General features: G+C 59.7%; 13 protein-coding genes. 8 read left to right on the forward strand and 5 right to left on the reverse strand.

Features of this window, described 5'->3' with window-relative positions; translation table 11 throughout:
* A partial coding sequence (locus Q7V20_RS04090) for a hypothetical protein (protein ID WP_304787457.1) occupies positions 1-558 on the reverse strand: 558 nt, incomplete at its 3' end.
* Between the two features lie 4 nt (positions 559-562).
* Here Q7V20_RS04090 and Q7V20_RS04095 point away from each other — a divergent pair.
* Positions 563-796 (forward strand): hypothetical protein, encoded by a 234-nt coding sequence (locus Q7V20_RS04095; RefSeq protein ID WP_304787458.1) that lies wholly within the window; start codon positions 563-565, stop codon positions 794-796.
* A gap of 259 nt (positions 797-1,055) precedes the next feature.
* Here Q7V20_RS04095 and gmd read toward each other — a convergent pair whose 3' ends face one another.
* The 4 genes from gmd to Q7V20_RS04115 all read right to left on the reverse strand — a co-directional run bounded on the left by gmd (position 1,056) and on the right by Q7V20_RS04115 (position 5,057).
* Positions 1,056-2,186: a GDP-mannose 4,6-dehydratase gene (gene gmd / locus Q7V20_RS04100; RefSeq protein ID WP_304787460.1), complete on the reverse strand. Its 1,131-nt coding sequence runs from the start codon at positions 2,184-2,186 to the stop codon at positions 1,056-1,058.
* An 11-nt stretch (positions 2,187-2,197) separates the two neighbouring features.
* Positions 2,198-2,914, reverse strand: coding sequence for an exosortase-associated protein EpsI, B-type (epsI, locus tag Q7V20_RS04105; protein WP_304787462.1), 717 nt, complete (start codon positions 2,912-2,914; stop codon positions 2,198-2,200).
* Between the two features lie 4 nt (positions 2,915-2,918).
* Positions 2,919-3,821: an exosortase B gene (gene xrtB / locus Q7V20_RS04110; RefSeq protein WP_304787464.1), complete on the reverse strand. Its 903-nt coding sequence runs from the start codon at positions 3,819-3,821 to the stop codon at positions 2,919-2,921.
* A gap of 84 nt (positions 3,822-3,905) precedes the next feature.
* Positions 3,906-5,057, reverse strand: a complete 1,152-nt coding sequence (locus Q7V20_RS04115) for a glycosyltransferase family 4 protein (RefSeq protein ID WP_304787468.1) — start codon at positions 5,055-5,057, stop codon at positions 3,906-3,908.
* 314 nt (positions 5,058-5,371) lie between these two features.
* On the opposite strand from Q7V20_RS04115, the gene Q7V20_RS04120 reads away from it, so the two are divergent.
* The 7 genes from Q7V20_RS04120 to Q7V20_RS04150 all read left to right on the forward strand — a co-directional run bounded on the left by Q7V20_RS04120 (position 5,372) and on the right by Q7V20_RS04150 (position 12,546).
* On the forward strand, positions 5,372-6,166 hold the full coding sequence (locus tag Q7V20_RS04120; RefSeq protein WP_304787470.1) for a WecB/TagA/CpsF family glycosyltransferase: 795 nt from the start codon (positions 5,372-5,374) through the stop codon (positions 6,164-6,166).
* Positions 6,167-6,342: 176 nt separating this feature from the next.
* Positions 6,343-7,275, forward strand: a complete 933-nt coding sequence (locus tag Q7V20_RS04125) for a GDP-L-fucose synthase (RefSeq protein WP_304787472.1) — start codon at positions 6,343-6,345, stop codon at positions 7,273-7,275.
* 40 nt (positions 7,276-7,315) lie between these two features.
* On the forward strand, positions 7,316-8,233 hold the full coding sequence (gene xrtB, locus Q7V20_RS04130; protein WP_304787474.1) for an exosortase B: 918 nt from the start codon (positions 7,316-7,318) through the stop codon (positions 8,231-8,233).
* A 24-nt stretch (positions 8,234-8,257) separates the two neighbouring features.
* Positions 8,258-9,691, forward strand: a complete 1,434-nt coding sequence (gene epsF / locus Q7V20_RS04135; protein ID WP_304787476.1) for a chain length determinant protein EpsF — start codon at positions 8,258-8,260, stop codon at positions 9,689-9,691.
* Positions 9,692-9,709: 18 nt separating this feature from the next.
* A complete protein-coding gene (locus Q7V20_RS04140; RefSeq protein WP_304787478.1) occupies positions 9,710-10,579 on the forward strand; it encodes a polysaccharide biosynthesis tyrosine autokinase in 870 nt (289 codons plus the stop codon).
* Between the two features lie 20 nt (positions 10,580-10,599).
* On the forward strand, positions 10,600-11,301 hold the full coding sequence (locus Q7V20_RS04145) for an exosortase C-terminal domain/associated protein EpsI (protein WP_304787480.1): 702 nt from the start codon (positions 10,600-10,602) through the stop codon (positions 11,299-11,301).
* Between the two features lie 12 nt (positions 11,302-11,313).
* Positions 11,314-12,546, forward strand: coding sequence for a lipopolysaccharide biosynthesis protein (locus tag Q7V20_RS04150; RefSeq protein ID WP_304787482.1), 1,233 nt, complete (start codon positions 11,314-11,316; stop codon positions 12,544-12,546).
* Positions 12,547-12,557 lie beyond the last annotated feature (11 nt).

Here is a 12,557-nt window from a genome sequence, read left to right on the forward strand (position 1 = left end):
AGCGATGTCAAACTGCAAACCTTTGTATTTGTCACCCAACAGGTGAGCATCCAGGAATGGGTACGCGAACACCATGGCCAGAAAATAGATCAACACCACGCCTGCCACGCCCAGAATTGAAAGCTGGGTTAAACGAGCCACTTCGGACCTGGCCCCAACGGAAATCCAGTGGCTCACCTTTGGCCTGAAGATATTGCCCCATGACAAAAATATGGTGCCCAAAGGCGCCATGAACAATTTGGCCGCCACGATTTCAGCCGTGGTCTCGGGCCCCAGGACTGCCGCACCAATCAAAAGGTAACCATTGCCGGAAGCCCAGGACACCAATCCCGCCGGCAAGGACCACCGTGCCAAAGGCCAGATTTCTGACCACAGCCGAGACCACTGAACCCAATTGAATACAGGCCTGATCGACGCCCGATGAAGCCAGGGCAAAGCACTGAGGATGCCGGCTGTCCCAATGACCAAAAGCATTTCATCGGCTTGAACATTCTGGGAAACCACGAGGGTGCCAATGGCAATGGCCAGCAAGAAAACATAGGCCATGTCCTGCTGCAAGCACATGTCGGCCCTCATGTTGATGAACTGCACATTGCGCAGAAACTCCCGCAACCAAGATGACAACACCATCAAGACCATGGCCAACGCCAAGGGCATTTCTATGACATCCATGGAAATAGCCGCAGGCGTCAACCACAGGAAGAGGCCACCGACCATCGCCAGGGTCGAGCTGAGAAACAACTGCAAGCCAAAGAAAACATGGGTGGCTTCAGCACGTTCCCGCCCACGTTTTTGAGGCAACAGCGTCAATGCGGTGGTGTTGACCAACGCCGCCTGAATGGCCAAGGTCAGTGCCACATAACCAATCAGTTGGCTGTAGGCGTAATAGTCATGCTTCGTCGCGAACTTGATGAATGCCAGACCAATCAGAAAATTGCTGATGCTCAGCAAGGCCTGGTCAACCAACGAATGCGAAACCCCCTGGAACGGCAACTTGCGCTGATCCGCCCCCTCAGACATGCGGCCCCCACCATCCGAACGCTTCGGGCTCCCGATCATTCGTGATAGTCATAGGCCTGGTAACCGGCCTGCTTGACCAAACTGTCGCGCTTGGCAGCCGTGTAGTCACTCAAGACCATTTCGGCCACCAGCTGCTGCAGCGTGATGACCGGCGTCCAGCCCAGCTTGGTCTTGGCCTTGGTCGGATCACCCAATAAGGTTTCAACCTCGGTGGGGCGGTAATAGCGCGGATCAACCCGCACCACCACATCACCCACCTTGCACCGGGCCAGCAACTCACCATTGACCGGCTCCACGGCCACCACTTTGCCCACCTCTTGTTCGCCTTCACCTTCGAAAGCCAGCGTGATGCCCAGCTCTTTCGCAGAAAACTCCACGAACTGGCGCACGCTGTACTGCACGCCAGTGGCGATGACGAAGTCCTCGGCCACCTCCTGTTGCAGCATCAACCATTGCATCTCGACGTAGTCACGGGCGTGACCCCAGTCGCGCAGCGCGCTCATGTTGCCCAGGAACAGGCACTCCTGCAGGCCCAGCGCAATGCGGCTGATGGCCCGCGTGATCTTGCGCGTCACGAAGGTCTCGCCACGCACCGGGCTTTCGTGGTTGAACAGCACGCCATTGCAGGCGTACATGCCATAGGCCTCGCGGTAGTTCACCGTGATCCAGTAAGCGTACAGCTTGGCCACCGCGTAGGGGCTGCGCGGGTAGAAAGGCGTGGTTTCCTTCTGCGGGATCTCTTGCACCAGGCCATACAGCTCGGAGGTTGACGCCTGGTAGAAGCGCGTTTTTTTCTCCAGGCCCAGGATGCGGATGGCCTCCAGCAGGCGCAGGGCGCCAATGCCATCGGCATTGGCCGTGTACTCGGGTTCTTCAAAGCTCACGGCCACGTGCGACTGCGCGGCCAGGTTGTAAACCTCGTCGGGCTGCACCTTTTGCATGATGCGGACCAGGCTGGTGGAGTCGGTCAGGTCGCCGTAGTGCAGGATGAAGTTGCGGTTGTCAACGTGCGGATCCTGGTACAGGTGATCGATCCGGTCGGTGTTGAACAGGCTGGAGCGGCGCTTGATGCCGTGAACCTCATAGCCTTTTTTGAGCAAAAACTCTGCCAGATAAGAACCATCTTGCCCTGTCACCCCAGTGATCAACGCTATTTTTTTTGTCATGTCAGACACCATCAAGAACCAAAGAAACGAGGCCTGAAGCCGGAGGTCATGGCCTTTTCCATGTCCGCAATGAACTGGTCATGCAGGTGGTAGTCAGGTTTGCCACCAGGCGACGCGGCAGCATCGGTGAGCGACGAAATGCGCATCAGCATCCCATCGACAATGTACCCCTGCAGGCCATAGCGCAATTGCTGCAACTTGCGATCAAGGCCAGGCGTGGATGCCTCCTCGTTGAGCGTCACCCAGTAGGTGATGGGCTCAATGCGGCGATCAGCTTGAGCCTCCAACCGCACCACACTCAGGGCATGAGTCGGCAACGCCACTGCCTCCTTGCCAAACCCTTTGATCGTGAAACCCTGGGCCACATAACAAAACTCAGGTCGGTGTGCGGCCGTTGATTCCGAATTCTGATTGCGGCCATAAGCAATCGACAACATGATTCGCTGACCCTGTTGATTGACGTAGGTGCGGTTGAGTGTTTCGGAGTAAAGCGAGTTCAGCTGGTCTTGCACCGTGGGATCGGGCAACACCGGCACGATGTTGGGATCGATTTTCCAGCCCCCAAACGTTTCGGGCACCACGGCACTCAGCACGATGGCAGGCTTCTCATCGGCGATCATCTTTGTGGGCTTCAGCCAGACCGAGGCTGCCGCGCCAGCCAACATCAGGCCGGCTGCCAACAAAACCGCCAAAGGCACACGCCGAGACACGCCAGCTTGGGTCGTCATCACATCAGCGGCCATCGCGGGCACCTTTCAGGTTGTCAAAGCGGGCCGCCAGCAAGCGGTCCAGCCCATAGGTCAGCACCAACGCCACAGAAAAGAGCACCAGACCCGCAAACTCATGCGCAAAGCCCTGCCCCACCTCGTCACCCAGGTGGTAAGTGATCAACACCAAGATGATCACACGCGTCACATTGGCGATGAAGGAAATGGGGATGATGCCAACGGCCAGGATCACGTTCCGGGCCTTGGACTTGTAGTTCATGATGTTCATGTAGAGCAAGCCCAAAGCTTCAAGCGTGAACAGGGAATTCAACCCAGAGCATGCATCGGCCACCAGCAATTGATAAGGCCCGATCATCAAGGTCACACCCGTGCGACCGATGGGGTAACCCGCCCAGTACAGTATCTGCTCGGCCACCATGGACACGACGCTCTTGAGCGGCAAGGTCAAGGCCTGCACAAAGGCACCCGGCAAAGGCACCATGAACAAAAGAAAAAGGATGGGAAACCAGGCCCGCCGCACCGCCGCACCGCCCTGAACCAGCAGAATGCAAGCCACCAGCACCAGGATCAGAGAGCTGGCTTCAAACTCGATGACCCGCTGTGAACGCCCCACGACGTACATCGCCAGCCCCAGCGCCAACAGCAAAAAGCCAGGCACCAGCGCCGGCTTGGCAGGAGGGGCAAACAAATCGTTGCGCATGCCCCAAAGCAGCCAGGCACAAGCCGCCAGGATCAAAGGACCATGCCCCTGCTCGTCCGTGGCCCAGGTCGTCTGGGCCAGGGTGGCAAAAGTAGGGATGTACATGACCCCGAAGGCCAGGCAAAAAATGACCAGCGACCAGACCGGAAACTTGACAGGCAATTGAGCGCTGGGAAACGCCCCGGAGGTTGGTGCTGATTGAGCCATAGACCGCGCAAAATAAACGATGAAGCCACCACCCAGGGCTGGCACCGGTGATTGTTACCGATTCATGCAGAAAGTTCGATCGGATTACCCTGATTCAGCGATCGCCTGCCGGTAGATTTCGATGAGTTCAGCACAGTTTTGCTCTGGCGTGTAACGAGATTCGTATTCTTTCCGAGCAGCCTGCCCCATCAGCAACATGGCTTGCGGATGCTGGTGTGCCCACTCGATCTTGGCGGCCAAGTCGGCAGCGTCCCCCGGATTGAACAACAACCCTGTCCGCCCATCAGCCACCAACTCCGCCATGGACCCCAGTCGGCTGGCGATCACAGGCATGCCGCTGGCAAAAGCCTCAACCAGAGTGCGGGGAAAACCCTCATAGCAAACGCTGGGCAACACCAGGAAGGCCGCCGATGCCATTCGGGCCATGATGTCGTCCAAAGGCAAAAATCCCAGGTAACTGGTGCCTGCAACCGCTTTGGTTTCCGCCTCGAAAGCACCGCCGCCAATGATCTGAACGCCCGGGTTCGCCATCAAGCGCATCGCAGCCAACATCACCGAAATGCCTTTTTCCTCGGACAAACGGCCGACAAACAGCCCCCCAGCCCGCGCCCGCCAATCAGGCACGTGGGGCCATGCCACAAAATTGGGCTTGATGCTGATGCGATCGGCGGGCAACCCTCCAGCCACAAATTTATCCTTGCAAAACTGATTCAAGGCGATGTACCTGGAGACCTTTTTTTGAAAAGTACCCAGGGCGCGATGGGTCGAAAGCATCACCGCCACCGCCCCGGACTGCACCGCAGACCCACGGTAGCAGCGATGCTGCACGGCGCGCCAAGGCACCTTGCCCAGACAATCCTCACAAACCTTGCCCTCGCGCAGAAAAATGGCCTGGGGGCACATCAACCGGAAATTGTGGAGCGTTTGAACCACCGGCACGCCTTGGGCGCGGGCGGCCCAGTACACCGACGGCGACACCAACGGCAGGGTGTTATGCACATGCATCACATCGGGCAGGAACTGGCTGATCAGGGCCTTGACCTCGCGGGTGGTCTGCGTCGACCACAAGGTTTGCGCCGCCACATTCAGGCGTGAAACCTGGTTGACCTCATCGTTGTGGCGCTCATAGAGATGCACCTCATGCCCATGCTGGCGCAAAAGAGCCACCTCCGACTCAACCACACTGTCTTCGCCACCCCGCTGCTGGTAGGCGTTGTGCACCATCAAGACTCTCATCCACGACCATCCTGCCGCCCGGGTCAACCCCGCCGCATTGTCACCCAGACCCCACCCCCGGAACTTCCCGCATCAAAAGCACTCCATTCAACCACCTCGTGATAAATGCCAGCGCTTTCTGACACGGCTTTCTGCCAGACCACGCGCTAACCCTGAAGTAGCGCCTGTGGCCTCTCCTCTAAAATCAAGCACATGTGTCCAAGCAGGTTCGGACATCAACAACAACCCCTGGTGGGCGTCCTATGAGACATCCAGATCCAAATTTCGGTTATCCATCTCTGTCGTTCTTGGAGCGGGAACAGGTGTTGGGCAGCTTGAAGCAACACGCGAAGAAGAAGATCATTCGTAGCGGCGCGTACGTCCTTGACACGTTCATTGACGCCACCTCCTGGGATGACGCCGTCAGCCGCATCGCCGACTGGGGTGCCGAGCATCAGTCGCGTTATGTCACATTGTGCAATGTGCATTCTGTGGTCACCGGCAGCCAAAGTGCCGAATTCGCCACCGTGATCAATGGCGCCGACATGGCCCTGCCCGATGGCGCCCCTGTCGCCTGGATGATGCGCAAGGAAGGCTTTGCCGAACAACAACGCCTCAGCGGCCCCGATTTGATGCTGCGCTACCTGGCCGAGGCCGAGCGCCGCGGCCAATCCGTGTTCTTCTACGGCAGCGTTGACGACACCCTCGCCAAGTTGCGCGGCCGGATGATGGCCAAGTTCCCCAAGCTGAAGATCGCAGGCATGATCTCGCCCCCGTTCCGCAAGCTGACCGAGCAAGAAGACGCCGACTACGCGCAAAAAATCAACGCCTCGGGCGCCCATGTGGTGTTCGTGGGCCTGGGCTGCCCCAAGCAAGAAGCCTGGATGGCCGCACAACGCGGCACCATCAAGGCCGTCATGGTCGGCGTTGGCGCCGCCTTCGACTACCACGCAGGCACCCTGCGCCGGGCCCCCGTGTGGATGCAGCAGCGAGGCCTGGAATGGCTCTACCGCTTCGTCTGCGAGCCCCGCCGCCTGGCACGCCGCTACCTGGAAACCAACAGCGTTTTCCTGGCCAAGCTCCTGGTTCGCGCGGTGTTCGGACGAGACCCCAAGCAGCAAAAAGGCTAGCCCACCTGCGGCGATGCCTGCCCACAACAGCCCCTCCTTTCAACGGCGGGGCTTTTTTTTGCCTGATTAAACTCTCAGGTAGCACAGATCCAGCGACCCGGCAGGGCACGTTTAGTGACAGATTGCATTGAACCTTTGCCTAACTGCCGGGATCTGCCCCTCATCAACGCATTCATATGAACAAAGCTGCAAAAATTTTCGTCGCTGGTCATCGCGGCATGGTGGGCTCGGCCATCGTGCGCCGCCTGCAATCATTGGGCTACACCCAGATCGTCACGCGCCAACGCCATGAACTGGACCTGCTCGACCAGCGTGCGGTCCTGGCCTTCATGCAGGCCGAGCAACCCAGCTACACCTTCATTGCCGCCGCCAAGGTGGGCGGCATCCAGGCCAACAACACCTACCGGGCCGACTTTCTCTATCAGAACCTGATGATCGAGGCCAACCTCATCCACGCGGCCCACGTCGCGGGCGTGCAGCGGCTCATGTTCCTGGGCTCCAGCTGCATCTACCCCAAGCTGGCACCACAGCCCCTCCACGAAAATGCCCTGCTCACCGGCGAGCTTGAGCCCACCAACGAGCCCTACGCCATTGCCAAAATCGCAGGCATCAAGCTTTGCGACGCCTACAACGACCAGTACCAGCGGCAATACATCAGCGTCATGCCCACCAATCTTTACGGGCCCAACGACAACTACGACCTGAACAACAGCCATGTGCTGCCTGCCCTGATCCGCAAGGCCCATGAGGCCAAACTGCGGGGTGACGAGTCCCTGGTCGTGTGGGGCACTGGCACCCCCATGCGAGAGTTCCTGTACGCCGACGACCTGGCCGATGCCTGCGTCTACCTCATGGAGCAGGGCTACGACGGTCCGCTGGTCAACATCGGCACCGGCCAAGACATCACCATCCGCGAGCTGGCACAAACCGTCGTCAAAGTCGTTGGATTTGAAGGCGCACTGCGCTTCGACACCACCAAGCCCGACGGGACACCGCGCAAACTGATGGATGTTTCTCGCTTGACCGGACTGGGCTGGCAAGCCAAGACCTCCCTGCAGACAGGCATCGCCCTGGCCTACCAGGACTTCCTCACCCGCACCGCCGCATGAGTTGCAACAGCCGGCCCTATACACTTGGAATTCTTCTTGCATGACACAGGCCACCGTGACCCCATCCGCACCATCCAGCCTCGCCCAAGAGAACACATCGCGCTTCAACACAGTTGAACTGGTGCTGGTGCTGGCCGGGCTGCTGGCGTTGTATGTCCCCACCTACGTGATCCTGGACAAGACCATCTGGAACGTCGTGGGGCAGGGCCACGGCCCGGTGATTCTGGCGCTCATGCTCTGGCTGACCTGGCAGCGGTGGCCCAAATTCGCGGCCCTGGAGAGCCCGCCTGCCACCGTGGCCGGGGGCCTGACCCTGGCCACGGGCCTGCTGTTCTACATCCTGGGCCATTCGCAAGACATCCTCTTCATGGATGTCGGCTCACAGTTGCTGGTACTGGCCGGGCTGTTCCTGCTGTACCGCGGCTGGCCTGGCCTGCGGGTGATGTGGTTCCCGCTGTTCTTCATCCTCTTCATGATCCCGGTACCAGGCTCGGTGGTTGACCAGGTGACGGCCCCCTTGAAGCAAGCCGTGTCGTACACCGCCGAGCACGTGCTGTATTGGGCGGGCTACCCCATCGGCCGCTCAGGCGTGGTCCTCACCATCGGCCCCTACCAATTGCTGGTGGCCGATGCCTGCGCCGGGCTAAACTCCATTTTCGCCCTTGAGGCCATCGGAGTTTTCTACATGAGCGTGGCCCAGCACACCAACCAACTGCGCAACGGACTGCTGGCCGTGTTGATTCTGCCCATTTCATTTGCCTCCAACGTGATCCGAGTGGTGGCGCTGGTGCTGGTCACCTATTATTTTGGCGACGAGGTGGGACAAGGTTTTGTCCACGATTTCGCGGGTATTGTGTTGTTCATGGTGGCGACCTTGCTCACCATCGGCACGGACTCGATTTTAGGCCTCTTCATGACTGACCCAAAACTGCCGAAGAAGGATGCTTCGGTCGCTTAAAACGATCAGCACAAACCAAAAACCATGAGCTTCAATCAGTTTATTTCCATACTCAAAGCCAGATGGATCATCATGGTCACCATTCTGGTGGTCACCGTGTCACTGGCGGTGGCGCTCAGTTTGCTCCTGCCTAAAAAGTACACCGCCGAAGGGGTGGTCGTGATCGACTTTCGCGCCTCGGATCCCATCAGCGGCATGGTGATGCAAAACGCCCTGCTGCCGGGGTACGTGGCCACCCAGATCGATGTGCTCCAGAGCGAACGCGTCTCGCAAAAAGTCATCGAGTCCCTCAAACTGGCCGAAAACCCCGACCTGCGCCAGCAGTGGATAGATGACACCGAAGGCCAGGGTGTTTTCCAATCCTGGTTGTCCGACATCCTGCAAAAGAACCTGGATGTCACGCCCGGCAAAGAATCCAGCATCATCAATATTTCATACACCGCCGTGGACCCGACATTCGCGTCGGCCATGGCCAATGCCTATATCCGCGCCTACATCCAGACCAGTCTGGACATGCGCATCGAGCCCGCCCGGCAATTCTCCAAAATGTTTGACGAGCAAATCAAGCAAGCCCGCCAACAGCTGGAGGAAGCCCAAACCAAGCTGTCCGAATACCAGCGCAGCAAAGGCATTTTGGCCACCGACGAACGCCTGGACGTTGAAACCGCCCGGCTTGGCGAGTTGTCTGCACAGTTGGTCGGCATGCAATCCCAGACCGCCGACGCGCAAAGCCGCAACTCGCAATCTGGCGCCAACAGCCCCGAAGTGCTGGGCAGCCCCGTGGTGGCCGGCCTGCGCGCCGACATGTCACGCCAACAGGCCCGCCTGAAAGAGCTTAACGCCAAGTTCGGCCCGGCCCACCCCCAGGTTCTGGAACTGCAAGCCAACATCACCGAGCTGCAAGCCAAGCTTGAATCGGAAACCCGCGCGGCCCGGGCCAGCATGGGCATTTCCAGCAGCGTCAACCTGCAGCGCGAACGCCAGTTCCGCGCCACCCTGGAAGCCCAGCGTGAAAAGCTGATGACCCTCAAGAAGCAACGCGATGACGCCGCCGTGCTGCAGCGCGATGTCGAAAATGCCCAACGCTCTTACGACGCGCTGCAAGGGCGCCTGGCCCAAACCACCCTGGAAAGCAACACCAACCAGACCAACGTCTCGTTGCTGAAAATGGCCACGCCGCCCGCCAAGGCGTCGTCCCCACGCTTGATCCTGAACACCATCGTGTCCATCATCCTGGGCACCTTGCTGGGCATTGGGGCGGCCATCATCCGAGAGCTGATGAACCGCAAACTTCGGCTGGAACAGGATGTCACCGAAACCCTGGGCGCCCCCATGTTGGGCCTGATGCCTGCCGTCGCAGAGGCCAAGCGAGGCCGCAAGCTGCCAGTGGGGTCGTCTCCACGCCTGGGCACACAACGTGGCCTGCCTGAATTGTCCGCACCCGGCCAATCCTCCTGATCTCACCAGAACCTCAGCATGACCGACTTCCAAACATCAGGCAGTGGCGACAAATCCATTGGCGACATCATCGCCGAGGCCAACAATTTGTCAGCGGGCCAGGTCTCTCAAGTCCTGGCGCATCAGCAAAAAACCGGCCTCAAATTTGGCGAGGCCGCCGTGGCCCTGGGCTTCATCAAGCGCGAAGACGTGCTGTGGGCCCTGTCGCAACAGTTTCACTACCCTTACCAGGCCGAAGGCGGCACGGCCGTCTGCGCCGAGCTGGTGGTGGCCACCAAACCGTTTGATGCCGCCTCCGAGTTCTTCCGCGACGTGCGCAGCCAGTTGATCAGCAACATGTTCGCGGATCAGAATCCTCGCAAGGCCCTGGCCATCTGCAGCCCCAATGTCGGGGATGGCAAATCCTTTTTCGCGGCCAACCTGGCCGTGGCTTTCAGCCAGTTGGGCGGTCGCACTTTGCTGGTCGATGCCGACATGCGCACGCCCCGCCTGCACGAGATCTTTGGCATTGAAAATCCAAAGACGGGCCTGAGCGGCATCCTGTCCGGTCGCAATGAAACCAATGTCATCCGGCCGATCGATGCGCTGCCCAGCCTGTTCCTGCTGCCGGTTGGCGTGGTCCCCCCCAACCCGCTGGAGTTGATCCAGCGCCCCGTGTTTGATCTCCTGCTCAATGAGCTGGTGAGCAAGTTCGACTATGTTCTGGTCGACACACCCGCCTTCAGCCATGGGGCCGATGCACGTGTGGTGGCCGCCAAGTGCGGCTCATCGGTGGCCATCGGCCGCAAGGGCCAAACTTCGGTCCCGGCCATGAGGCAATTGGTCACGATGCTGAACAAACGCGAACAAGACTTCGGTGGGGTCATCCTCAACGAGTTCAACGCCTGAGCACACAAGGCTGAAACGTCATGAAATCGTCATCATCATCCACGCTGCTGCGAAGCGTCATCATCTCGGTGATTCTGGGCGCCTCTGCGGTCGCCGCCATGATCGCCACCCCCTCCGTGCACGAGATCCAGAACGCGGCCGATCTGGAGAAAACCGTTCCTCGTCAGATCGGCCCCTGGCGCGAGCTGCCCAACCCCCGGGTGCAAGTGTCCTTGAGCACCGGCGAGACCACCTACGACCAGCCCTATGACCAAAGCGTCATGCGCACCTATGTGGATGATGCGGGCCACATGATCCAGGTCGCGCTGGCCTGGGGCAAACGCCAACGCCAGGAAGTCAAGATCCACCGCCCCGAGCTGTGCTATCCCGCCCAGGGTTTCGCGGTGGAATCACTGACCGACGTCACCTTCCCATTGAACACCCCCGATGGTCAACCGGTCACCGGCAAGCGCTTGATGGCCAAAGACCGCAACGGCAACCTGGAGGCTGTCAGCTACTGGATCCGCCTGGGCAGCACCTACAGCGGCAACGCCTGGGAAACCCGCCTGCACATCCTCAAGGAAGGCTTGTCAGGGCGCATCACCGATGGGGTGCTGGTGCGGGTGTCCCAACGCGTGGTCCCTGGCACCAAGCTCGAGGATTTGTTCCAACGGCAAGAGCAATTTGCCGCCGCCATGGTCAGCGCCTCGCCCGCTGAAACACGCCCATTGCTGGTTCGCTGAAATGGCCTGTGCGTGAACCAGCGGTTGGCGTTCTTCAAGAACAATGTATTACCGCTGATCCTGGGTCAGTTGGGCGTGGCCGCCCTGCAGGGGTTTCAACTGCTGGTGGTGGCTCGCACACTGGGCCCCCATGAATTTGGCAAAGTGGCTGGCATCCTGGCCATCACGGCTGCCTTGCTGCCCTTCTCCGGGCTGGGCACCGCCAACATGATGGTGATGCAACTGGCCCGTGGCGAACAAGCCATCGCCCGGCTGTATGGCAACTCGCTGACCGCGGGCCTGCTGTCCGGGTCTGTGCTCACCGCCATGGTGCTGGCGGGGTTCTACCTCTGGGACGATGACCCTGACTTCCTGCTGATCGCCCTGCTGTTCTGCATCTCCGAGCTGATCTTCACCAAAGCAGTCGACATCTCGCAGCACGTGTTCTTCGGGCTGGACCGCCATGCCGTGGCCAGCAAGTTCCTGGTGCTGCAAAGCAGCTTGCGATTTGTGGGCGCCATGGTGTTGCTGCAACTGGATCTGCAAACCGCCCGTGACTGGGCGCTGGCGCACATCGTGGGCGGCGGGTTGGCTGCCCTGTTCATCATGAGCTACACCCTCAAGACCACCAAGGGCGTGAGCGTTAACTTCCCGAAAATGCGCACCGACATCAAGCAGGGCGTGTTCTTTTCAATGGGGTTTGCCGCGCGCGGGGTCTACATCGACATCGACAAAGCCATCTTGCCGCGCTTCGAATCCCTGAGCGTCAACGGCGCGTACACGGCCGCCTTCAGGCTGGTCTACATGGCCACCACCCCCTTGACAGCAGGTTTGCTGGCCTTGCAAGCCAAGATGTACCGGGCTGGCGGCACCCATGGCCTGTCAGAAACAGCGCGCATTGCCAGGCGCGCCATGGTGGTGGGCGTGCTCTATGGCACCGCCGTGGGCATTATGATTTACGCCCTGGCCCCGCTGCTGCCGCTGCTCATTGGCCCCAAGTACGCCCTGTCGGTCGACATCATGCGCGCCCTGGCCTTTTTGCCCATCCCGCTGTTTGTGCAAAGTGCCATGTCCGACGCATTGGCCGCCGCCAACCACCAGCGGGCCAGGAGCATGGTGCAGATCTTTGCGGCAGTGCTGGCCGTGCTGCTGAATTTTGTGCTGATTCAGCACTACTCGTGGATGGGCGCCGTCATGTCGGCCTATGCCTGCCAGTGCTTCCTGGCCTTGAGCATGGCGGCCATCGTTCACCAGAAAACTCGTTAGACCCTCGGATC

It is taken from the genome of Aquabacterium sp., assembly GCF_030652515.1.
GTDB lineage: Bacteria > Pseudomonadota > Gammaproteobacteria > Burkholderiales > Burkholderiaceae_C > Aquabacterium.

Bases quoted from the DNA above. Each gene is read 5' to 3' on its own strand.
- Q7V20_RS04125 (WP_304787472.1), top strand. From the start codon at position 6,343: ATGAACAAAGCTGCAAAAATTTTCGTCGCTGGTCATCGCGGCATGGTG.
- Q7V20_RS04140 (WP_304787478.1), top strand. From the start codon at position 9,710: ATGACCGACTTCCAAACATCAGGCAGTGGCGACAAATCCATTGGCGAC.
- xrtB (WP_304787464.1), bottom strand. From the start codon at position 3,821: ATGGCTCAATCAGCACCAACCTCCGGGGCGTTTCCCAGCGCTCAATTG.
- Q7V20_RS04095 (WP_304787458.1), top strand. From the start codon at position 563: ATGTCGGCCCTCATGTTGATGAACTGCACATTGCGCAGAAACTCCCGC.
- Q7V20_RS04145 (WP_304787480.1), top strand. From the start codon at position 10,600: ATGAAATCGTCATCATCATCCACGCTGCTGCGAAGCGTCATCATCTCG.
- gmd (WP_304787460.1), bottom strand. From the start codon at position 2,186: ATGACAAAAAAAATAGCGTTGATCACTGGGGTGACAGGGCAAGATGGT.
- xrtB (WP_304787474.1), top strand. From the start codon at position 7,316: ATGACACAGGCCACCGTGACCCCATCCGCACCATCCAGCCTCGCCCAA.
- epsF (WP_304787476.1), top strand. From the start codon at position 8,258: ATGAGCTTCAATCAGTTTATTTCCATACTCAAAGCCAGATGGATCATC.
- epsI (WP_304787462.1), bottom strand. From the start codon at position 2,914: ATGACGACCCAAGCTGGCGTGTCTCGGCGTGTGCCTTTGGCGGTTTTG.
- Q7V20_RS04115 (WP_304787468.1), bottom strand. From the start codon at position 5,057: ATGAGAGTCTTGATGGTGCACAACGCCTACCAGCAGCGGGGTGGCGAA.